Source organism: Croceicoccus hydrothermalis, from assembly GCF_022378335.1.
GTDB classification, from domain to species: domain Bacteria; phylum Pseudomonadota; class Alphaproteobacteria; order Sphingomonadales; family Sphingomonadaceae; genus Croceicoccus; species Croceicoccus hydrothermalis.
Window position 1 is genome coordinate 1 of sequence record NZ_JAIQCI010000013.1, and the last position, 23045, is coordinate 23045.

20 protein-coding genes and 1 pseudogene are annotated in these 23045 nt (G+C 56.7%); 12 read left to right on the forward strand and 9 right to left on the reverse strand.

The window, feature by feature from the left end:
• Positions 1–75: 75 nt before the first annotated feature.
• Positions 76–841 (reverse strand): annotated as a pseudogene (locus tag K4G67_RS09285) (IS5 family transposase).
• 46 nt (positions 842–887) lie between these two features.
• Between K4G67_RS09285 and K4G67_RS09290 the strand changes: the two are divergent.
• Positions 888–1064, forward strand: coding sequence for a hypothetical protein (locus K4G67_RS09290; RefSeq protein WP_239806104.1), 177 nt, complete (start codon positions 888–890; stop codon positions 1062–1064).
• 25 nt (positions 1065–1089) lie between these two features.
• Here K4G67_RS09290 and K4G67_RS09295 read toward each other — a convergent pair whose 3' ends face one another.
• On the reverse strand, positions 1090–2718 hold the full coding sequence (locus K4G67_RS09295) for an alpha-D-glucose phosphate-specific phosphoglucomutase (RefSeq protein WP_239806105.1): 1629 nt from the start codon (positions 2716–2718) through the stop codon (positions 1090–1092).
• A 422-nt stretch (positions 2719–3140) separates the two neighbouring features.
• On the opposite strand from K4G67_RS09295, the gene K4G67_RS09300 reads away from it, so the two are divergent.
• The gene (locus K4G67_RS09300) at positions 3141–4133 is read left to right on the forward strand and encodes a glycosyltransferase family 2 protein (protein WP_239806106.1); all 993 of its coding nucleotides are present in this window, start codon (positions 3141–3143) and stop codon (positions 4131–4133) included.
• Here K4G67_RS09300 and K4G67_RS09305 read toward each other — a convergent pair.
• Positions 4110–5321 (reverse strand): glycosyltransferase family 2 protein, encoded by a 1212-nt coding sequence (locus tag K4G67_RS09305; RefSeq protein ID WP_239806107.1) that lies wholly within the window; start codon positions 5319–5321, stop codon positions 4110–4112. The genes K4G67_RS09300 and K4G67_RS09305 overlap by 24 nt on opposite strands.
• Before the next feature lie 282 nt (positions 5322–5603).
• Here K4G67_RS09305 and K4G67_RS09310 point away from each other — a divergent pair, with 282 nt between their 5' ends.
• The 3 genes from K4G67_RS09310 to K4G67_RS09320 all read left to right on the forward strand — a co-directional run bounded on the left by K4G67_RS09310 (position 5604) and on the right by K4G67_RS09320 (position 8776).
• Complete coding sequence (locus tag K4G67_RS09310; protein WP_239806123.1) at positions 5604–6365, forward strand: ABC transporter permease; 762 nt, start codon at positions 5604–5606, stop codon at positions 6363–6365.
• 83 nt (positions 6366–6448) lie between these two features.
• Entirely contained in the window at positions 6449–7612 is a 1164-nt protein-coding gene (locus tag K4G67_RS09315; protein WP_275588814.1) for an ABC transporter ATP-binding protein, read from the forward strand.
• A gap of 165 nt (positions 7613–7777) precedes the next feature.
• Entirely contained in the window at positions 7778–8776 is a 999-nt protein-coding gene (locus K4G67_RS09320; RefSeq protein ID WP_239806109.1) for a glycosyltransferase family 2 protein, read from the forward strand.
• Positions 8777–8837: 61 nt separating this feature from the next.
• Here the strand turns inward: K4G67_RS09320 and galE are convergent, their stop codons facing one another.
• Entirely contained in the window at positions 8838–9818 is a 981-nt protein-coding gene (gene galE / locus K4G67_RS09325; protein WP_239806110.1) for a UDP-glucose 4-epimerase GalE, read from the reverse strand.
• Positions 9815–10831, reverse strand: coding sequence for a UDP-glucuronic acid decarboxylase family protein (locus K4G67_RS09330; protein WP_239806111.1), 1017 nt, complete (start codon positions 10829–10831; stop codon positions 9815–9817). Before K4G67_RS09330 ends, galE begins: the two co-directional genes overlap by 4 nt.
• 308 nt (positions 10832–11139) lie before the next feature.
• Here K4G67_RS09330 and K4G67_RS09335 point away from each other — a divergent pair, with 308 nt between their 5' ends.
• From K4G67_RS09335 to K4G67_RS17665, 6 genes are all read left to right on the forward strand, one after another.
• Positions 11140–11283, forward strand: coding sequence for a lasso RiPP family leader peptide-containing protein (locus K4G67_RS09335; protein ID WP_239806112.1), 144 nt, complete (start codon positions 11140–11142; stop codon positions 11281–11283).
• 134 nt (positions 11284–11417) lie between these two features.
• Entirely contained in the window at positions 11418–11642 is a 225-nt protein-coding gene (locus tag K4G67_RS17545) for a PqqD family protein (RefSeq protein ID WP_338026416.1), read from the forward strand.
• Between the two features lie 34 nt (positions 11643–11676).
• A complete protein-coding gene (locus tag K4G67_RS09345) occupies positions 11677–12051 on the forward strand; it encodes a lasso peptide biosynthesis B2 protein (RefSeq protein ID WP_239806114.1) in 375 nt (124 codons plus the stop codon).
• A complete protein-coding gene (locus K4G67_RS09350) occupies positions 12048–13913 on the forward strand; it encodes an asparagine synthetase B family protein (RefSeq protein ID WP_239806115.1) in 1866 nt (621 codons plus the stop codon). Before K4G67_RS09345 ends, K4G67_RS09350 begins: the two co-directional genes overlap by 4 nt.
• A gap of 68 nt (positions 13914–13981) precedes the next feature.
• Positions 13982–14857: a hypothetical protein gene (locus K4G67_RS09355; protein ID WP_239806116.1), complete on the forward strand. Its 876-nt coding sequence runs from the start codon at positions 13982–13984 to the stop codon at positions 14855–14857.
• Complete coding sequence (locus K4G67_RS17665; protein ID WP_239806117.1) at positions 14854–16623, forward strand: ABC transporter ATP-binding protein; 1770 nt, start codon at positions 14854–14856, stop codon at positions 16621–16623. The genes K4G67_RS09355 and K4G67_RS17665 overlap by 4 nt, the downstream gene beginning before the upstream one ends.
• A 27-nt stretch (positions 16624–16650) precedes the next feature.
• On the opposite strand, the gene K4G67_RS09365 is transcribed toward K4G67_RS17665, so the two are convergent.
• The 4 genes from K4G67_RS09365 to K4G67_RS09380 form a co-directional block, all read right to left on the reverse strand.
• Positions 16651–17781, reverse strand: coding sequence for a glycosyltransferase family 4 protein (locus K4G67_RS09365; RefSeq protein ID WP_239806118.1), 1131 nt, complete (start codon positions 17779–17781; stop codon positions 16651–16653).
• A gap of 3 nt (positions 17782–17784) precedes the next feature.
• Positions 17785–18753 carry a glycosyltransferase family 2 protein gene (locus tag K4G67_RS09370; RefSeq protein WP_239806119.1) on the reverse strand — a complete coding sequence of 323 codons (969 nt, stop codon included), beginning with the start codon at positions 18751–18753 and terminating at the stop codon, positions 17785–17787.
• Between the two features lie 159 nt (positions 18754–18912).
• Positions 18913–20178, reverse strand: coding sequence for an outer membrane beta-barrel protein (locus tag K4G67_RS09375; protein WP_239806120.1), 1266 nt, complete (start codon positions 20176–20178; stop codon positions 18913–18915).
• Between the two features lie 150 nt (positions 20179–20328).
• Entirely contained in the window at positions 20329–21342 is a 1014-nt protein-coding gene (locus K4G67_RS09380) for an SDR family NAD(P)-dependent oxidoreductase (protein ID WP_239806121.1), read from the reverse strand.
• A 275-nt stretch (positions 21343–21617) separates the two neighbouring features.
• On the opposite strand from K4G67_RS09380, the gene K4G67_RS09385 reads away from it, so the two are divergent.
• Complete coding sequence (locus K4G67_RS09385; protein ID WP_239806122.1) at positions 21618–22967, forward strand: O-antigen ligase family protein; 1350 nt, start codon at positions 21618–21620, stop codon at positions 22965–22967.
• Positions 22968–23045: the final 78 nt, after the last annotated feature.

Sequence of the window (23045 nt, forward strand, 5' to 3'; positions counted from 1 at the left end):
ATGGCAACGCCTCCTGAGCGCCGCCAATGAATAAGCATCAGACTGTCAGGAGAATCCCTTTAATAGGTCCTGAGCCTAGGTCGTAGACTCATAAGCGCGGAGCCATAGCCGGATTGAGGCGAGTTGGACCATGGCGAGGAAGTTACCGGCTGGCTCATCGTAGCGGGTAGCAACGCGGCGGAAGTGTTTGAGCTTGGAGAAGAACCGTTCGATCAGGTTGCGCTCGCGATAGAGCCGTTTGCTGAAACACGGCTTCAACTTTCTATTGGATTTGGCGGAGATGTTGGGCGTGGCACCCTGTTCCTCGATCAGCGTGCGGATGCGGTCGGCGTCGTAGGCCTTGTCGGCAAGCACGATCATGCGCGGCCCGAGATGGTTGAGCAGTTCGTCGGCAACTTGCCCGTCATGCGCCTGCCCAGCAGTCAGGCAGAGCTGGATCGGGAGCCTTTGCGCGTCGACGACAGCATGGATTTTGGTCGTGAGCCCGCCTCGGGAGCGACCGAGACAATGATCTCGATCCCCCTTTTTGCCGTCGCAGCCTGTTGGTGCGCCCGGATAGAAGTGCTATCGATCATTTGGATGTCACCATCATACGCAGAGGTGATGGCGTCCATCATCCGACCCCAGACGCCCGCCTTTCGCCAGCGGACAAAGCGGTTGTAGCAGGTAGTGCGTGGGCCATAGCGCTCCGGTAGATCGCGCCACGGCGCACCTGATCGTAGTACCCAAAAGATGCCGTTCAGCACGCGGCGATCATCGACCGCGGAACGCCTCGTGGCTTATTGGGCAGCAGCGGTTCGATTACACGCCATTCGAAGTCAGTCAGATCATATCGGCTCATGCCGACGCTGACTCAGTTTTCGCTCCGAGAGGGAAGGAATGATAAGATGGCTGCTATGAAACCGTGGATGTCTTGGACGCTGTTCTTCTTTGCCACCGCCCTGATCGCATTCTTCAGCGGGGAGCAATGGAACACGCGAATTATCGTCTTCGTGATTCTGGCAGTCCCGATTGCCATCTGGGCGGTGCAACAGCTTATGAAGGCTCAGGCATCGTCCCGTTAATGGGTTCACGGCCTAGCTGATAGCATCATGTCACGACATCTGGAGATGTGCGTTTGGTGTGTTTCTCTATTGCGGCAATTGTCTTTGCTGCTTCCGTCAATTCGCCCAACATATATGTAGTGTCTTCGTCCAAGCGGCCCTCGGCGGGCTCATAGCGTTCGAGATACATCCTTAGCGTCGCCCCTTCCGTTCCCGTGCCGGACAGGCGGAATACGGCGCGCGATTCATCCTTGAAAAAGATGCGCACGCCCTGCTCTGGGGTTTTATAGCCGTCGACCGGATCGCTATAGGCGAAATTGTCCGCCGCTCTCACCGTAAGCGGACCGAAGCTTTTGCCGGCGAGCGTGGGAAGGCTGTTTTCTAGCTCCGCCATCAGCGCATTTGCTGCCGGTCCCTCAAGGCCTTCGTAATCGTGCCGGGCATAATAGTTCCGACCATAATTTTTCCAGTGATCGAGAGCCAGCGCATTGACGGAAATGCGCCGCTCCGCAAGGATATTGAGCCATAGCAACACGGCCCACAGCCCATCCTTCTCACGTACGTGGTCGGACCCCGTGCCGGCGCTTTCCTCGCCGCAGATCGTCACGAAACCGGCATCGAGCAGGTTGCCAAAAAACTTCCATCCCGTGGGGGTTTCATAGCACGGTACGTCCAGCGCATTGGCCACGCGATCCGCGGCGGCGCTAGTGGGCATCGAACGGGCGATACCCTGCAATCCCTTTTTATAGGCAGGAGCCAGATGCGCATTGGCCGCCAGCATGGCGAGAGAATCCGACGGGGTTACGAACCGGCCGCGTCCGATGATAAGATTGCGATCGCCATCGCCATCGGACGCCGCGCCGAAATCAGGCGCAGTCGGGCTCATCATAAGATCATACAACTCGTGCGCATGAACGGGATTGGGGTCGGGATGATGTCCGCCGAAATCCTCGAGCGGTGTGCCATTGCGAACCGTCCCCTTGGTGAAACCCAGACGGTTTTCTAAAATTTCGGTCGCATAGGGTCCGGTCACAGCCCCCATCGCATCGAAGCTCATGCTGAGACCACCGGCAACTGCGGCCCGGATGGCATCGAAGTCGAATAATTCCTCCATTAAATCGGCATAATCGGCCACCGGGTCGATGATCTCGATGCGCATATCGCCGATCTGATTCGCTCCCAAAGTATCGAGATCGATATCCGGTGCATCGACGATGTACCAACGATCGATTTCAACCGTACGAGCGTAAATGGCTTCGGTCACCGCTTCCGGGGCGGGGCCGCCGTTCGCGATATTATACTTGATTCCGAAGTCCCCCTGCGGACCGCCGGGATTGTGGCTCGCCGAGAGAACGAGGCCGCCCGAAGCGCCATATTTACGAATGATGTGGCTCGTTGCGGGGGTGGAAAGAATACCTCCGCGCCCGACCAGGACACGGCCATATCCGTTCCCGGCGGCCATTCGCATGGCTTGTTGAATCACGGTCCGGTTGTGAAAGCGACCGTCCCCACCGATCACGAGCGTGGCGTCGCTGCTCGGCTTGACCACGTCGAACACGGACTGAAGAAAGTTCTCTGCATAGGAAGGCTGCTGGAAGACCGTTACCTTTTTCCGCAGCCCGGACGTTCCCGGACGCTGCCCTTCGATAGGGGTCGTGGTCATGGTGCGCCGCATAGTCTTTCCTTTTCTGCCCGATTGTTACGGGTTTTCGCAAATCGGCACAGGCAATGCCACAAGTTCGCGAAAATTGTGTTTCAAAGTTGGCTTTGTCCAAAGCGGTCCAACGTTATCGCGCAATGGTCTCGCGCGGCTAACTATCTTGCACGCGCCACGATCCTATCGGACTTTGTCGCATGCGTGCTTCCCTTCGGTTTTCAAAGGCGGAGCTGTCACGGTTCAGAGGGAACAGACAGATCCGCCCTCATCGATGTGGGCGTATCGGAATAGATGCGGAGCATGTGCAAGGTTTTACAAAATGATTTAACCGTGCACTGAACAGCCGTAACCCCGCACTACCGAGGCGCTGCATTCCGGAGCGCGACAAGATTGACAGGTGCCTTATCGAACCGTTCCACTCAACCGATGATCTCGTCAGCGTGGTCGTACCATCTTACAATGCCGCTGCGACACTTGATGAGACGCTTCTGAGCATTCGCGAGCAAAGCCACAGAAACCTCGAGATTATCGTCGTCGATGATGGCTCGAAGGACAATACCCGCGACGTGGCGGAAAGGCAGGCTGCTATTGACCCGAGGATACGTGTGGTCACGCAGGAAAACGGCGGGGTCGCGGCGGCGCGTAACCACGGTATCGAACTGGCAAAAGGAGAGTTCATCGCACCGGTCGATGCGGATGATTTGTGGCGCCCGCGTAAGATCGAACGTCAATTGCGCGCCATGCATTCCGCGGGTCCATATACGGGCCTCGTTTATTGCTGGAGCGCGGTCATTGACGAGGAAAGCAGCGTCATCTCACGGGCCAATTCGCCCTCCCACGCCGGCGATGTTTTGCCGCAGCTATTCTATGGAAATTTCGTCGGCAATGGCAGTTCTGCATTGATGCGCAAAGATCTGGTACAGGGCGTCGGCGGCTTCGATCCGTCACTTCGTGCTCGAAAGGCGCAAGGGTGCGAAGATTGGAAACTTTACCTTTTGCTTGCCGAACGCAGCCATTTTGCCGTCATACCGGACTACCTCGTAGGTTATCGGTCCACGGCTGCGGCAATGTCTGGCGACGTTTCCCAAATGTTGCGTTCGGATGCGATCGTGCGCGGGGAAATGGCCGTGCGCCATCCCAACTCGCGCCTCGAACTGGAGTGGGGGCGGCGCCATTATCTCGAATGGATGCTTTGGCGTGAGCTCGATGCCCTGAACTGGCAGAACTGCATGACCTTGATCCACGAACGCCGCGCCGAATCGCGCCCGTTACGCATGGTGGCGAGGCGCGCCAAACTTGGTGCGAAGTTCTTTCGACAGAAAATGCGCAGGAAGTCCGGTTCGGTCGTGGGTGCGCCGTTTCTGGAAAATGGAGTGACCGCGGATGCAGGGCTCACCCTGCCGTTCGGTTCACCGTCGGGGAATATCGGATGACTCCGCGGGCGGCGCGGGCATTTGCCTGTTCCGAATGAAGAACCATATTCCAGCGGCCGCACCCTTGATCTGCTCGGCAAGGAAGCGGTTTTTGTTGGTCAAGCCATTCTTCAGACGGTTAGCGAGAAGGCCCAGATAGTATTTAGGAAGCAGAACAAACGCGCGCCGTAGGTTACCGGTCTCCCCCGTTCGTTGATATTGAACCATAAGCGCCGCTGTATGCCCGCGCATATAGTGATAGATCTGACTGGCCAATCCCGACATCTCCAGACGATGATGATGAAACATCACCGCCAACGGTTCGTAGCGGCAGATATAACCTGCGGCGAGTATACGGTACCAAAACTCGGAGTCGCCCGAACAACCCGCCTGTCCGACATCTAGCCTCTCGTCGAAATAGCCGACACGGTCGAATATGATCCGGCGAAAGGCCATGTTCGCGCCGGCACCGACGATCCACGCAGGGCAACCATATCTGCCATTCTGAGAAAAAAAATCGTAGCCATAATCGATACGGTCGAACCCGCGCCCGAAACTCCATTCGGTTTCGAATATCCATTGCGCTTCGGTATCGAGACGGGCGGGCAGAACAAGGCCCGTCACGGCCATGATGTCGGGTGCATCGAACGCGGCGATCGTGCTCTCGACCCACCGTTCGTGAAGTTCGGTATCGTCATCGGTATAAAGCACAATATCGCCGTGCGCCGCGCGCGCCCCGCTGTTGCGCGCAAAGTCGAGCCCGGGTCGGTCCTCACGGATATAGGTTGCCCCGGCGGACAATACGACGTCCCGGGTCCGTTGATCGCGAGAGGCGTTGTCAACTACGATCAATTCGTCGGGTGTCCAGCTTTGATCGGCAAAGCTTGCCAGACACCGACGCAATTCTTCTGGGCGGTCTCGGGTGCAGATCACCACGCTTGTCGAATAGCCGGCGGACGCGCGAATCGGTCGCTCGCGCCGTGCCTCGATACGCGCGGCAATCTCCTCGGATGGGTCAGCTTGCTCGCCTGGCTTCAGCCATTGTTGACCGGCCGGCAGACCGTCTGCTTCGAAAATGACCAGAGCCGGTCGCCCCGCCACAATTGGCGACGCCTTGTCGATCGGTGAGCGAAAGATGTCGGCAAATGGTTCGATGGATTGGCAACTTTGTATTGCCGATGGATCGGAATGTGCCGGAGAGCGTTGCATCAAATCTGTCCTGACAATGAAGGCACATGCAATCCATAGGGGGGCATGCTGGATACAGCAAGCAAGGCCGGGCGGGTCCTTTTGCCAGAGCAGTGAACCTACTGAGAGGGGTGGCGGTAAGCAGCCTTGGAGTGCTCTCATGCAGCGAACAAACTTGATCATCCGCACTTTTCGCTTACGTTTAGAAACGCAGCCATTTGGTGTGGATTGCTTGGCGTAGAAGATCTCTTTTACCCTACACGAAGGTCATACATAATGGGGGGCATATCTCCTGACTTGAAGATGCGCCTTAACCATTGGAAAGACGTTGTCTTGCTTTTGGTCAGCAGGGACTTTCGCGGTCGTTACAAGCATACGAAAGTCGGCATACTTTGGTCACTTGCCAGCCCAATCATGTTCTTGCTGATTTTCTATTTTCTGTTTCAGCGTGTCATTAATCTCGATATTCCCCGCTACGCATCTTATGCGTTTACAGGGATTATCGTGTGGAACTGGACGCAACAGGCTCTTATCGCTTCGGTCACCAGCATATCGGCCAATCAGGGACTCGTCGCGCAACCCGGCTTTCCTGTCGCGGCGCTACCGGTGATATCGGTATTATCTGCACTGCTCAATCTCGCGATCGCATTCCCGCTTCTTCTCGCGCTCTCCTGGATTGACGGCGCGACGCCAACTTTTGTGCTGATCGCTCTGCCGGTCGTGATCATCGCGCAGTTTCTTTTCATCCTCTCGGTTGCGTACATCATCGCGGCCCTCAATGTCGGCCTGCGCGATGTGGAGCAGATTCTGCCGATCATCTTGCAACTGGGATATTACGTCACGCCGATCTTTTTTTCCTTGCAAAACGTGCCGCCGGATTTTCACGTCATGTTTCGGTTTAATCCGATGACGTGGGTCATTTCGTCCTATCGCGATATCGTTATGTACGGCATTTGGCCGAATTGGACCGCACTTGGCATCATCACGGCGGGGTCCTGCCTGTTCCTCGTGTTCGGCGTCCGGATATTCAGCCGTGCGCGCTATCGTTTCCTAGAGGAGCTTTGATGAGCGGCTCGGTCGAAGTTCGCGATCTGGGCAAGCGTTTCGCGCGCTATGACGGTCCGCGCGCCAGTTCGATCAGGGAAGCCATGCGGCGCGGCTTTCGTGCTGCGAAGGTTTCCGATCATTTCTGGGCGGTCCGCGACGTCAGTTTTCAGGTGAAGCCGGGAGAGATGCTCGGGATCATCGGTCATAACGGCAGCGGCAAATCGACGATGCTGCGGATCGTTGGCGGCGTCATGCGGGCCGATACAGGTTCGGTCGTGACCACGGGAAGCATAAGCGGCCTTCTCGAGCTGAATGCTGGCATGCATCAGGAACTTAGTGGGCGCGACAACGTGCTAATCGGCGGCGTAATTGCCGGGCTGACCCGCAGACAGATCGCCGCGCGCATGGATGAAATAATTGCCTTTGCCGAACTGGAAGATTTCATCGACAGCCCTGTGCGCACCTACAGCGCGGGCATGCGTCTGCGCCTCGGCTTTTCGGTTGCGATCCATACCGATCCCGGCGTCTTGCTGATCGACGAGGTCCTGTCGGTGGGCGACCTTGCGTTTCAGGCCAAATGCCTTGACCGTATTCGCCGCCATCGCGACGAAGGATCGGCCATCATTTTGATCACGCACGATCTTTCCCAAGTTGAGAAACTTTGCACCGACGCCCTTTGGTTGCGAAAGGGAGAAGTCGTTGCGCACGGCCCGCCTGATGTCCTGAGCGGTGAGTATCGCGCGGCCATGGCGCAGCAAACCCGAGAGCGGACATATTCCGAAATGCCCGATGAGATTAGCACGGGGGGCATCGTGTTACGCGCGCATGAAAATCGATTTGGTTCGCTCGAGAAGAAAATCGATGCGGTAAGCCTGCGGGACCGTTCGGAAGCTATCGTCGATGCAATCGAAACGGGCGCGCCCCTTTCCATCGAAGTCTGTTTCACCGAAGGAGGCATTTCGGAACCGATCGTCAGCGTCACGATCGCAACGGCAGAGGAAATCAAATGCCTCGACGTAAATACAGAGGCCGACGAGGCCATTTTAAATGATACGGGCAAGAAGGGCGTGGTCCGCCTCGAACTCGACCGTGTCGATCTCGCCGCGGGCCGCTATTTCGTCAGCGTCGGGATATTTCCCGCTGGCTGGGAATACGCTTATGACTACCATTGGCATGCTTACCCCTTGAACATTACCGGCTCGACCGAGGATGTGGGCAAATTATCGCCACCACGACGCTGGACGACAAATGCGCTTGAGGAATAAGAGCGCAAACGGTTCCTTTCGGCAGAACCTCGCTATGCAACATATCGATAACGGGGAAAGGCCAGACAAGAGCAGCTGCGAGGGGGAAAAGAGCAATTTGCTATGCGCGAACCGGGCGCTCGTTCCAGTGGTTGAGGCTCTACCCCCTTGTAAATGGCAGCCGGCATGAGCCCACTGCCCCCCTCACAGCCCAATGCCGACGATCATCGTTCTGAACGCCTCATCTCGGTCATCATTCCAGCTTATAACAGCGCAGACACGTTAACCGATACGCTGAACAGCGTTCTTGCGCAGACATACAGCCTTATCGAGGTGATCGTGGTCGACGATGGGTCGACAGATAATACATTCAATATTGCACGGGAGCATGCCGCGTCGGACCCGCGTGTGCGGGTTATTCAACAGGCCAATGGCGGCGTTGCCAAGGCCCGCAACACGGCGATCAGCGTAAGCACGGCGGATCTGATTGCGCCCATTGACGCCGACGATCTTTGGCACCCTGCCAAGCTGGAGCGCCAGTTGGATGTCTTGAAGGCGTTCCCGAACATCGGGCTCGTTTACACCTGGTTCGCCAAGATCGATCGCCAAGGTCGAATTATCGAGTTCGAATCCCGTCACACGGCGGAGGGAAACGTTCTCGCGGAATTATGCGTCCACAACATCGTAGGGCACGCGAGTTCGCCCCTCGTAACACGTGCCGCGATCGAGCATGCTGGCGGTTATGACGAAACCCTGCGCGCGCGTAACGCCCAAGGCTGCGAAGACAACAAGCTGTATCTGGCAATTGCCGAACATTACAACTTCGCGGTGGTGAAGGAACATCTGGTCGGCTACCGCGAAATGCCCGAGGGAATGTCCAGTGATTTTCAACAGATGCTGCGTTCGCGGGACTTGTGCATAAAGGAAACGGTCGACCGTCATCCCGCCCTTGTCGCGATTGCCCGCCGGGGGCGATTTCAAATGCTCAAATGGATGCTTCTTCGCGCGTTGCGTAGCCGGATGTACAGATTGTCGAGCCAATTGCTGTTCGAAATGCTCCAGACTGCTCCCACGTCAACCGCCGCGTATATCATGCGCTTCGTCTTCAGGCGGCTCACCGGCGCTCGTCGAGCCACGCATGATCCAATGGTTGGCAAACCCTTCGTACAATTGTGGTCGGAATGATCCGCACCTCGGTCGGCCACCATTAACATTGTTAAGATATGATCGATATCGCCAACTTCCACTACGCGCCCGCCCTGCTTCGCCTCCAGGCCAAAGCGGTATCGACAATCGTATCGATGTCGGAGCATTGCGGTTGCCAGCCCAATACCCGCTGCGCCTTTTCATATGATGCGACCAGAGCCGCCGGATCGCCCGCACGTCGGCCGCCCATCTCCACCGAAGGGCGACGTCCCGCTATGCGTTCGACCGCGGCAAGCAGTTCCAGTACGGTTGTGCCGACGCCCGTGCCCAAATTGAAAATATGGCTTCCTTCGTTGGCAAGTGCGAACGCGCCCGCCGCGACATGCGCCGAGGCCAGATCCGTGACATGGATGTAATCGCGAACAGCGCTCCCGTCGCGCGTATCGAAATCGGTGCCCATGACCGTAAACGTAGCATCCGGATCGATGGCGGCCTCGATCGTGAGGGGAATGGCGTGTGTTTCCGGCTCATGCCGTTCGCCAATCTCTCCGTCCGCATCGGCCCCCGCGGCGTTGAAATAGCGCAATGCCACGGTGCGCAGCCCATGTGCCGCGCCATAATCGCGGAGCATCTTTTCTGCCATGAGCTTCGATTCGCCATAGGGATTGATGGGAACCTGTGGATGGTTTTCGTCGATCGGCAGATGCTGCGGAATACCGTAGGACGCGCACGTGCTCGAAAACAGTAGCGGCTTTACCTCGTACTCCAGCATCGCATCGAGCATGTTGATCGTACCGACGCAATTGTTCCGATAATAGATTTCAGGGCTAGCAACGGATTCGCCGACATAGGCGAATGCGGCAAAATGGGCGATAAGATCGGGCCGCGTATCCCGAACCGCGGCGCTAATCTCGCTCCGGTTCAGCAGATCCCCCTCAATCAACGGGCCCCATTTCACTGCGTCGCGCCAGCCGCGTGAAAGATTATCGAAACAGACTACGCGCCAGCCTGCGGCAGCGAAAGCCTTGCAACAATGTGAGCCGACGTAACCGGCACCGCCGATCACCAGAACCGTTCTCATGATACGCGCTCATCGCGTTTTGAGGTCAGATTTGCCGCGCTGTCCTCACCGATCGCGCCCTTTTCGCGCAAGAAGCCATCGAAATATGCGATCGTCTTGACGAGGCCTTCGCGAAGCTTGACTTTTGGCTCCCAATTAAGCGCGTCTTTCGCCAGCGAAATGTCGGGCTGACGTTGCTTCGGATCGTTCACGGGTAAAGCCTTATGCACGATCTCCGATCGCGAATTCGTCAATTCGATGACCAGTTCGGCGAGTTCGCCAATCGTGAATTCGTTCGGGTTTCCAATATTTACCGGTCCGGTCATATCCGCGGGGCTGTGCATCATGGCGATAAACCCATCGATCAGATCATCGACATAACAGAAAGAGCGAGTTTGCGTTCCATCCCCGTAGATAGTGATGGGCTGACCCATTAATGCCTGCACAATAAAATTCGAAACCACGCGCCCGTCGTCGGGGCGCATTCGCGGACCATAGGTATTGAAGATTCGCGCGACCTTGATCTTCAACTGGAACTGGCGCCAGTAATCGAAAAACAGTGTTTCGGCACAACGCTTGCCTTCGTCGTAACACGAACGCGGTCCGATCGGGTTGACGTGCCCCCAATAATCTTCGCGCTGAGGATGCACGAGCGGGTCACCATACACTTCAGATGTCGAAGCCTGGAAAATTCGCGCCTTGGTACGTTTGGCAAGGCCAAGCATATTGATGGCACCATGGACGCTCGTCTTTGTCGTCGATACCGGATCATATTGATAGTGAACAGGGCTTGCCGGACACGCCAGATTGTAGATTTCATCGACTTCGAGATAAAGCGGGATCGTAACGTCATGTCTGAGCACTTCGAAGTTCGGATTGCTCATCAGATGGGCAATATTTTGCTTCCGGCCCGTGAAAAAATTATCGACACAGACGACATCTCGGCCGTCTTCAATCAAGCGTTCACACAGAAACGATCCCAAAAAACCGGCGCCGCCTGTAACCAATGCACGTTGCTGAACTTCAACAGCCATAGTTGATCCTGTCACCCATTTAGGAGCGAATATCGCCCGATATCATGGAAATAAAAAGAGAAATCTTTGCTTTTTACGGCGGCGGAATGCGGCCCCCGCGCGCAGGTATCTCGCCTGTGTTTTCTCCACCCGGGGTCAGACGAACAAAACTAAAATTACCTCGAAAATCACTGCCCTGACGGGGGATTGGGACCGCGTATGGCCGTCGCCAAACAAGGACCCCCAAGCATTAACCATTTGTTAACATGGTTAACGCAAATGCTGCACTTGCTAAGGGTTGTACCGAGGCTAGCACGATGGAGATTGTTATGACGGATAAAAGCACGTATGTTTCGCCTGTTTTGGAAATGATTGGCTCCTTCGAGGAGCTCACGATGGGCAATTCCTCGGGCGCGACTCTCGACTTCGATTTCCCGGTGGGCACTCCCGACGGCGAGCTGACCTTGTCGTAATTCTTTCGGCTCCGCCATGGTGCATTGGCCATGGCGGAGCCATTTGCCCAATCTCGGGCTAGGCGGAGACTGCTTTGTCGAATGGTTTTACTGTAAACTCCTCTGTAACCACGGCGGAGCTTGAATCGTCCCTCGTGGTCCTTGACCTCTCGTCGAATGCCTATTTCAGGTTAAACGAGATGGGCATCGAGATCTGGCGCAAGATCGAGGATGGCGCGGACGAAGAAAGCATCGTCGATGATCTCACCAACAAATACGACGCCGAACGCAGCCAGATCGCAGGCGATGTCCGCGGGTTTATCGAAGGGCTGGAAACGGCGGGGCTGATCGTAAGCGGACGTGTCGAAAACAGCCAATAGTCGCCTTCGCCGACTTTTCCTCAATGAAGTCACGTTGCTGGCCTTTGCCATCCCGTGCGGCTTTCTGATCGGGCTGGCCGTTCGCATGGGCCGGTTTGAGATGGTGCACCGATTTTTGCCCAATGGCCCCGGCAAATCGCAGGCGACCGCTCGAGAAGTGACGATCGTTCAGCGTGCGGTTCGGCGCGCAATTCGCCTGTCCCCGAGCGAAACCTGTCTTTCCCAAGCATCGCTTGGAAAAATACTCATGAATCTTCTCGACCGGCAATCCGTTCTGCATGTCGGCGTTCGTCTTGGCGAAGACAACACGGTTCGCGCCCATGCATGGCTTTCGGTTCGAGGAATTACCATGGTCGGTGGTCCCGATGCCAAGATCGCTCCTTTTCGCCAGATCGCCGAATTCGTATGAGCGGACTTGCCGGAATCATCGGCGAGCATGGAGCTGAAGCGCTTCAGCGCCGTGCAGGTCGGATGGTGTCGGCAGTCGCTTATCGCGGCACGCCTGCGGTCAGGATGCTCGACGCTGACAAGGGCATCCTTGCGCAACTCGGTCACACGGCGGCGTTCGACGGTCTTCATATCGCGGATCGCGCAATCGTCGGCCTGTCCGGGCGGCTGGACGATCCGGATGTGCTGGCTACAACGCTTGGTCTCGATGCGACCCCATCCGATGAAGTGCTGGTCTATCGCGCCTATCTGCGCTGGGGGACCGATTTTGTCGAATATATCCAGGGTGAATACGCGATCTTCCTGTGGGACAGGGTAGAGGCGAACCTCGTTCTGGTGCGGGATCGTTTCGGCGTGGAACCGCTCTACTACGCAAACACCAGTTCCTCGTTTGTGTTCGCGTCCGAAATAAAGGCGATCTTGGCCGCCGAACCCGATCTTCGGGGTGCGCTGCGCGAAGATCTGATCGTGGATTACATCGCCAATATTCATGCGGCGGAACCGGAACAGACGATCTTCAAACAAATCCTGCGCGTACCGGCCGCATCCATCGTAATGATACGTGGACGCGAGATCATCGTCCGCCGCTATTATACCCTAGACACAACCGTGCGATCGTGCGGGAAGGACGCGCCCGAACGGTTCGCCGAACGCCTCTCGATCGCGGTTCGCCGCCGCATGCGCGCGAACGGGGAAATAGGCGCTTTGCTGAGCGGGGGGCTGGATTCGTCGTCAATCACCAGCCTTGCAGCGCGCGAAGTTCGCGGCGGACGGGAACTCCCGACTTATACGTCATTCTATAAAGACGATCCCGACGGAGAGGACCCCTACGCCGATGCGGTCCGGCGCAAATACGGCCTCTCGCATCCGGTGCTTATAGACGCTGATGATATCAATGTCTTCGACGATTTATCGACGCGGCTCAGGGCGCTGGATCGGCCGCCTTACGGACCCAACAATGCCCTTGCACAACATGTGGCGCGCAGTGTGGCGGCAACTGGAACCGCTCAGGTCATTCTTTGCGGTCATGGCGGTGACGAAATCGTGTCGTCAGGCTCTTCCTTCCTGCGTGAGCTGGCACAGGCGAAGCAATGGAGCCGCCTCTGGTCCGAAATTGGTGACACCGATGTCCTAGGTTTTCCGAGAGCGAGGGTATTTAGAGATCTGTTCCTTGCTAGTTCGCCAATGGCGCGCAGGGCGGCGCGGTTCGTGCGGATGCTTAATCCCGCGCCAAAAGCACCTGTAGCATCGTCATGGATGCAATATGTGTCCCCCCGCGTGGCCGACGCGGCTGCGTTCTCGCAGCGGTATGACGCGGCGCGTACCCCCTCATCTGATGTGAGGCTCCCCCTGTCCGCGCGCAGCCATATCGCCAATCTCTTTAATCCGATGCAGGTCGAGGCGTTTGAAGGCCTGGATCAAACCCGTACGCCGAGCGGGCTTCTTTTCCGTTATCCATTTTGGGATAAGGATCTTATCGAGCTGGCAATTTCGCTGCCGGGGGAGGAGAAATGGTCGCGCGGCTGGCCACGGGTTCTCCTGCGCCGCGCGATGAAGGGAATACTCCCGGAAGAGGTCGCATGGCGGCCGGATAAATATAATTACGTATTCCGTTTCAAAGATAGCCTGCGCAGAGCGGAATCCGTTGCATTAATTTCGCATGCGCTGAACGAGGACGCCGAGCGAGTTTCGCACTATGTTAACATAAGTCATGCCCGCGGATTGCTGCACGACTTGCAGACCGGCGAGATCGGCCCGCTCGATCTGTTCTATCTTTGGCGCGTGACAATCCTAAGCCACTGGCTTGAGGAAAGAGATCGATGACGGATATGCAGAGAGGCCTTACACAGAGGCGCCCTATTCAAAACGCGTATTTCTACCAATGCTTCGGGTTGCGCATCAGATCGGATATCGCGTTTGCCGAACTCGACCCCGCACCTGAAGGCGATGTGGATCTTTACATTAGGCTCGGCCCCGAGCTCGATCCTGAGGAATTGCAAGCCGCGATCGAAAATCGGCGTTCCGACGGATCGGAATTTTTAGGTAAGCGCATGGATTTCGGCGCCGTTGGCCGATACGATATCACGGATGATACCATCACGATTTCACCCGTGATCGGCATTCGTCACCCCGATCTCAGCCTTCCTTTGCTCGGCCCGGTTCTGGCGACGTACTTGCATCGGCGCGGAATGCTCATACTGCATGGCAATGCGGTATTGCTGAAGGACGGGCTGACCGTTTTTGTCGGCGATAGCGGAGCGGGCAAGTCGACGACCGGCGGGTGGTTCGCGTCGAATGTCGGAACCTTGTTTACCGACGACATCCTCCCCGTGCGTATCGCGGCAGATGGTACTCCTTGGGTGGAGCCCGGTTATGCCCTCGTCAAGCTGAGCAGCGCAGCAGTCGAGGCGTTCGCGCCTGCCGATGCGAAAATCCTGCCGGTCAGTTTCGAAGGTTACCCCAAACTTCGCGTCCGGCTTTCAAGGCCCGCCATGCCGCAAACCAGTACAATAAGGCGAATCTGCGTCCTGCGTCGCGGCGAAGAGGCGGGGTATGAAAGGCTGAACGATTTTGCAGGGTTCCGCGCGATGGTCGAACATACCTACATGGCCAAATATCGCGATGCCTTCACCAGCGCCGAACGCAAAGCGCTTCATTTAAAGCAATGCAGCGCCGTTTCGCGCAACGTGGAAATCGCCATTCTGACCGTTCCTTTCGGCATCGACCGGCTGCACGAAGTCCTATCGGTGCTTGAGGCTGCGGAGTGAGACCAGGCAAGTTCGTCTCGGGCTGGCTTGGTGTTCTGCGGCGTATGGCCGCCCCGGAACCGAAGCGGCTTGTCCTTACGCTGGGATTGACGCTGATCGTGGCGCTGACCGAGAATATCACGATCGGCCTGCTGATCCCGCTCATCACCTATGCGGAGCCGGGGGCTGCATTACTGACCCTCCCGCTCCCCGGAAAGGTGTCCGATTTCGCCGGTAACAGCGAGTTACAAATCCATATCGGCGTGGTGCTGGCGATATTGATCGCACTGGTGATCGTGCGAGTGCTCGTACAGCGAAGCTCGGATCTGCGCACCTCCGCGCTTATCACCCGTTTTGTACGGCGAACGCGGTTTTCCCTTTTCACGGCGATCAGCCAGACCCGGTGGAGCGTACTCGCCTCGCAAAGAACGGCCGATTTGCATCACAATCTGACGGCCGAGGTCGATCGCCTCAGTGCGCTGGCTTATTCCTCGCTATCCGCTACGAAAGCGGCGATCATTGTGGCGATCTATCTGGCCGTAGCATGCCTGATATCACCGTTCCTGACCGTGGTGGCATTGTCCTTGGCCGGGTTGATCTTCTTGATGCAGGTGCCGCTCCACAAAAAGGTGCGCGCCAGCGGGCAGCGGTCGCTCGACATCAGAACGGGGCAAACCCGCACCGTTTCGGACTTCCTGTCCTCTCTGAAGGTGAATAAGGCGTTTTCGCTCGAGCCGCGCTATGCCCGCACACTCGACGATCTGATGATCGAGCAGGAAGAAACCGTGCGCGCCTATGTAAGTCTGCAGGGCCGGGTGAACCTGATCGTGCAATCCGCCATGATTATCGGGCTTTCGCTTTTCGTTTATACATCGCTCGTAGTCGCGGAAACGACACAGGCCGAAGTGCTCATCATTCTCTTGCTGTTCTTCCGATTAAGTGGGCGCACCCAAGCCATCCAGACGGCTCTTCGCGAAATAGAATCCAATGCGCCCTGTCTCGAAAGACTGGACGGGATGATCGCGCAATACTCGATGGATGAGGAGGAGCCTGTCTCGGCGGTGGTGGATGCGCCACGCCTGCACCACGAAATGCGTTTCGATGGCGTGGTGCTGACCTACGCCGGGGCGAAGGCGCCCGCCCTCGACGGGGTGTCCCTTGTCATTCCCGCTCGCAAGCTAACCGCGCTGGTCGGGCGTACGGGTAGCGGCAAGACCACAATTGCGGACCTGGCGCTGGGCCTCCTTTCAACTGATAGCGGCAGTCTTACCATCGACGGGGTGACGCTAGGCAATGACAATCGCCGGGCATGGCGTGAATATGTCTCACTGGTGCCGCAAGATCCGGTGCTGTTTCATGGTTCGATCCGCGAAAACCTCCATCTGGTTCGCCCCGATGCCACCGATGCCGAAATGGAGGAGGCGCTGGAGACAGCGCATATACTCGCCACGATCAGGCGTCTGCCGCACGGGCTCGATACTGCGGTGGGCGATCGCGGCCAGATGCTGTCTGGTGGCGAGCGTCAGCGGCTCGCGCTCGCACGCGCATTGCTACGCAAGCCGGCATTGCTGGTGCTTGACGAAGCAACCAGCGCGCTGGACTCGGTCACCGAAGCTGAGGTGGTGAGGGCGCTAGCCGATATCAGGCACGAAACAAGCATTCTGGCAATTACGCATAGGCCCGCCCTCCTCGACGTTGCCGACCATGTCGTGCTGCTGCGCGATGGCCGCATTGTCGAAGAAGGGACGAAAAAACTGTCCCTGGACGCTCTGTACGCGTCGGAATAAGCGGAATACCGCGCCCCCGCTTCAATTTTACGCGTATAGGCTTGGGAACGTCCGTTCCGCGCATTTGCGCCAGGAAAAGTCCTTCGCCCGCCTGCAGGCCGCTTCGCCCATCGTCGCTTCGGCTTGCGGCTCGCGAGTGATGCGCAGAACTGCCGATGCGAGTTCCTCAATATTATCCGGCTCGACCAGCAAGCCGGTATCGGCAACGACCTCCGGAATACCGCCGGTTTTCGCGGCGATGGACGGGCATTTCTGCGCTGCCGCCTCCAGCAGGACTAGACCGAAACCCTCCACCTTTCCCGGCAGTGGGCGCGCAAAGAGCAGATGCGCGGTCGAACGGCGATAGACGCGCTTCACATCGTCCATAGACAATTTGCCAGTGAGAATCGTGCGCAGCTTGTATTTGCGCGCCTCGCCCATGATCGCGTCGGCGTAGGCCTGATCTTCCGCGCGGCCGACCACGACATAGACCGGATCGTCCATGCTCAGACGGTCCCGCGCGAATGCGAGGGCGCGCACCGTTTCGATCTGTCCCTTACGCGGCTCGAGCCTTCCGACCGAACAGAAAACCTTGGCTTCCGGCGGTATTTCGGCAAGCGCCTCATGCTCGAACGCGGAAGAGAGCGGATCCTCGAACCAAGCATCGTCAACACCGAGATAGGTCACAGTGTCGCTTTTGGGTTGCCCCACCTGTGCGCGGAAGATCGCACCGGTCGCCTCTGAATTGTAGAGAACCTGGTCCGCACTCAGATAGGCACGACGTACCAGCTTAAACAAAAGCGACCCGTCGCGGAACTTGTGCGCCTCGCTACCATGAACCATCACGCGATACGGACGCCGATGCAGCGGTTGTAGCAAATGCACGAGCAGTAGGGTTCGGATATCTGCCGCAATCAGGACCGCATCGCGCGGCGCGCGGCGCAATACGCGCAGCAATGTCGCCGCCGCTATCGGGCGAATTCCATGATGCTTCAGAACGCGGTGATATTCGATGCCGGTCGGCTCGTCTAGATCCTGCCCACCATCATATCTTGGACAGATCACGATCGTGCGATGCCCGTCCGCGGCCAAGACAGCGGCAAGACGGCCCGAGTAGGTACCGATCCCGCCGGGAAAGGGGGGATACTCGCATGTGACGAGGATGACAGTGCTAGGCATGTGCTAGTTTACTCCCAACGCCGACTGGCGTTCGCGTCCCGCGCGTCCCAGCATTCGCAATGCCAGTCCGGGGGCAACCGATACGGCCACGAGCGACATCCAGCTGCGACGGTTGAACGGGTGAAGCCGGACGGCAAAGCGCAGCCATAAAAGCGCACCTTCCCGATCGTTCAATAAAAATCGATGATTTCCAAGCTTGCGCGCTCGCTCAGCCAGTCGCCGCGGCACGAGGGGCAGAAGTTCCGGCTCATTCGCCGCGGCACGCAATGCGACAAAGGCATGGTGCGCCATCAGATCCTTGCGGCCGCCGGTGATGCTGGTGTTGCGATTGCGCTTGTACAGCAGGGGTTCGTCGACAAAGCCTAGACGGGCAACCGCTATGATACGAAGGAAAAAATCCGTATCCTCGAAAACCTTGACCTGTGGATCGAAACCGCCCGACGCGTCGTAGCAGTCCCGTCGTATCAGGGTGGTCGACGGAATAATCGGCGGATCGTTCAGAAAATAGGTAACCGGCAAGTCGCCCGCTTTGGAAATGTCGATCGTGTTGGCAAGCAGCGCTCGATCCTTGTCGAAATCGGGGAAGGTGAAGAAACGACCGTACACCATTCCGACCTCCGGTCGTTCGTCCAAGATCGGCACCTGCAACTCCAGCTTGCGTTTGACCCATATGTCGTCGCCATCAAGGATGGCGATATAGGGCGAGCTGGTTTCGGAAATTGCCCAACACCGTTGTCCGGGCAACCCGGCGCCCCCGGACCCGTAAAGGACGCGGATACGGTCGTCCCATCGCTCGATTTCACGCAAGGTTGCCAGGGTGTCATCATGCGAACCATCATCGGCGATGACGATTTCCCGGATCAGGTCGGCCCGGCTCTGGTCGAGAATGCTGCGAACCGCCTCGCCTATATAAGGCCCTTCGTTGTAGCAGGTCAGGATGGCTGCGACTGGTGCCTGCGATCGCTCGGTCATCTCACCCCTTAAACATAAATTCACAACGCAAAGCCTCGGACCCGGCACAAGCTAATCTGCCATTCTGCATGCGCAGCACAATGCTGCATTGCAACAAAGTCCTACCTCTAACCGTTTCCATTATTAACTCCAAGCCCTCTGAACGCTTTGACCGTACAGTTAAAACTGAAAACTTTTCAGCAAGGTCAGCGTAATCGCGTTCGAGGTAATATCATCCGCAATCGTGCTGTCGTCGATCAAGACCCTGCTTGCAGAAAGCGCAGCATTGATCCCGGAGCCCAATTCGTAATTCAATCCGGCCTGAAGGACCCAGAACTTGTCAGTTCGATTCATGCTGTCTTCGAGGCCATTGCGGGGCAGAAAGCGAAATTCGCGTTCCGCCCGCTCGATGCCGGCATTGAACCCCAGTCGACCATAGGCCGTGCCGCTCACTCCAAGCGAGTAGCTGTTGAGCACCACGCCATTCGAGAACAACTCGTCATTGCTGGAAAAGGACCGCACCGCACGGGCCGCGATGTTGAGCGAACGTAATGGCGCCCAGCTGGCTGCGACATTATACGTCAATCCTTGATAATCGATGTCGCGCGGAGAACGGTCGTCATGCCAAGTATACCCCACCCGCCCGCTTAGCGAATAGGTGACCGGCGCCGTCCATATGATTTCGGCATAGACACCTTCGCTGCTTGCCTCTGGCGAATAGAGAATCGGATCACCGCCGATCAGGACGGTGCGAAGACCATCGCCTTCACTTCGCGATTGGGAGTATCCCACGCCGATACGGTTCTTGATCGGGGAGACATATTCGATTCCAGCTGAATAAGCGTAAATCGTATTATTGACCCCACGTAAGTCCGACCCTGGACTGGAGCTCGACGACACCCGCGCGGAACCGGCTACGTGAAAATCTGAAAGAATTCGCCGGTCGCCGCGAACGCTGAACCGTTCTAGGCTGCGAATGTTGGTTCCACGAAACAAGGGATCGCTAAAACTCAGGTTTTGACGGCTCAACATGGCATCAAACTGCGCCGACCCACTTTCCGCCAGATATTGGGTCCGCCCAGCGAGACGATATTCTTCCGAATTAAATTGGCTGTTATTGGCGTAAAACCGTCCGCCAATATCACCATTCACCGTGATATCGAATAGCGATATTCGCGTGTTATATTCCAGATTTGCGCCGACAAACGTACTGAATTCATCCGACGGATCTACCGCGTCTTTTTGATCGTCAGTTAGTTGGAACAGATTGTCGTCGTAAACAGTGAGTACTTTTAAAGAAATCTCTCGGGACTGTGACCATGCCTGCTGCGATGCAGGCAGCGTTCCGAACGCGCCCGACAATAGCAGAAGAAAAAAGCCCCGTATCCGGGACAAGGACGACGACCATTTTTTGGTTTCCGAGTGGAGAGAGCCGTGCGTTTTCATTGCCGAGCCTTATGTTTGTTTGTTTCCGATCGCCAAATGGCAGACCGGACCATTGTCTGTTTTCAGCAGAGCGACCGTGTGCGGTCAAACTGACGAATAAGTAATGTCTGGTTAAGGGACATTGGGAAGGGGGATGGCGCAGGTGCGGCACTATTCGGAGTAGTAGTCCTCATACCAATCCACGAAGCGACGCACTCCCTCGCGAACGTCGGTCTGCGGTCGATAGCCGGTCAACTCGAAAAGCAGCGAGGAATCAGCCCAGGTCGCAGGTACATCTCCAGCTTGCATATCCATATAGTTACGCACCGCCGGCTTGCCGATCGCCTGTTCAAGCGCATCGATGAAATCCTCGAGTCGGACCGAATCGCCATTGCCAATATTGACGATTCGGAATGGCGCAGCGGCGGACAGGCTATCGCCTTGCGCAATATCCTGCCGGCTGTCCGGACGTTTGGGCGGAACGTCGATCAACAGGCGGATGCCCCGCACCAGATCCTCAACATAGGTGAAATCGCGCCACATCTCGCCATGATTGTAGATGTCGATAGGCGTGCCGTCCTTGATCCCCTTGGTAAATTTGAACAGCGCCATGTCCGGCCTTCCGTAAGGACCGTAGACGGTGAAAAACCGGAACATAGTCGTCGGCAGATTCCACAGATGAGCATAGCTGTGGGCCATGGCTTCGTTCGCCTTCTTCGTGGCGGCGTAGATCGTCATGGGTGTGTCGGCCTTGTGCGTCTCGGCGTAGGGCATTTCTTCGTTGGCCCCGTAAACCGAAGAGGTTGAAGCCATCAGCAAGTGATCGACCGCCAGTTCGCGCGCGCACTCCATGACATTGAATGTGCCGGTAATGTTTGTTTCAACATAGGCGCGTGGTTCTTCGAGGCTGTAACGCACCCCGGCCTGCGCCGCGAGATGAACGATAACCTCAGGCGCTGCTTGGTCCATGAATTTACGCAAGCGCGGATAATCGAGGACATCGAATTCCTCGGCGCTGAAGGCGTTGCTTTCGCGCAAGATGGCATGGCGACGCTGCTTAAGCGCGGTGTCATAATAATCGGTCATGGAATCGACACCGACGACACGAAAGCCTTCGGCAATAAGCAGCTTGGCGAGATGAAAGCCGATGAAACCCGCAGTTCCGGTGACCATGACGGTTCGCATAGCGGCTTTTCCCCTGATCTAATTTGGCATCGTGCGCCCAAGAGAAGATTTCGATGGCTACAGGGCCTATATGCACCTGCAGCATGAGAGCAAAGGCCAAAGTACCCTGTCGGCAGTTGGTTTCTTAAGCATCATCGGATAAACCGAACATTGATATGGCGGATGCGTGCGTGAATTTCATATCCGACTGCAGCATATAAAGGACAGTGCCAGATGCTGAATAAAGCGACACGCTTTCCATATGCGCCATCAATGGAAAGCGAGAGCGCAGGTTAATGAAGCAGTCGATTTTTCGTCGTCGCGCAAAGCAAATCCCACAGTCGGCGCGCAACCGTCATTCTATGTTTGGAATAAGGTCCGGCAAGGAAAGCCGAAACTTGTTCGGAATTCTGCTCGCTGCGTTTTTGTTTTTGCTTATTGGACTCGCTTACAAGATCGCCATCCTTCAGACTGTATCGATGCTCGTTCTGGCCACAGGTATTTGGGCTGGACGCGATGCCATTGGCCGTGTGAATATGGTGTTCGTTCTTGGGCTGCTCTATATTGCCAGCGCGACCGTCAGTGCCTTTTTGGTGTCGACAGGCGAAGGCATGTATCGCACCGCGCAATTTTGCATCGTAGCGGGCGGATTGACGGGCATTTATCTCTATTCCTGGCATCTTGGTGAGGAACACGCGCTTCGCGCGCTAAAGCTCATTGCGATCGTCAGTGTCGCGATCTTCGCGCATCTCATCATCTATCATCTGTCGATCGGGAAATATCAAACGTGGAAATATCTATCTGATACCAAGACCGTGATATCATTGACTGTCTTTCTATGTTTCGCGCTTCAGGATGAAATCCGGCGAAGGGTCCCTTTTCCGATAGTCATGGCGGTTCTTGTCTGGCTGATTGCGGCAAGTGCGGAAAGAAAAGCTTTTCTGCTGTTCGTCATAGCGGCGGCTTTTTCGACCCTAACCTGGCGGGCGAAGATATTTCTGTTTGGGGGGGGAATACTCCTAATTCTCCTTGCCGCCTCGACGGGGTGGGACAACGGCTATCTCGCAAACCGATTTCAAGCGGCTCCGATCGACGTGACGACAGTTTCGGACCGCTATTTTTCGACCTTTCAGAACATCGGCGATTACAGCGATCTGGTCCGCGAATTCGTCAATCGCAATGCTTGGCAGCTCTTCAAGGACAATCCGTTTCTCGGTGTAGGCGCCACCGGTTATCGCGCATGGGCATTCGAAGTCTTCGGCGCCACGGACTTTGCCATGAACGTTCATGGCGAGGTGCACCGTGTGCCAGCAGAGGGCGGGATTGTAGGGATAGTCATTGCAATCGCCTATCTTGCGGCGACGATCTGGCGCGCTTTTCATTTCGCCTTCTTGCGCCCCGAACGAACGGGAACAGCACTTGAGCGTACTCCGCTGCTTCTGTGCCTCTATGTCATGAGTTACGCTTATGCGGAAGCAATTGACACGGGGATGCTGGTTCTGATCGGTGTCAACAGCGTGGTCGCGGCAAGATTGCCGGCGCCGTCGTTAGGAAATCTGATGCAAAGACGTCTTCGCAGGAGCGGGAGACGGACTCCTCGGCGCAATACACGGGGCGCGGGGAAGAGGGACCCCCTGCCAAATTAGGCCGTGTTCACAAAAGACCTCGTCCGTAGGTTGGCTGCGGCAAGGTTAAGGGAGCTCTCTGAGGACAGGACGGTTTTA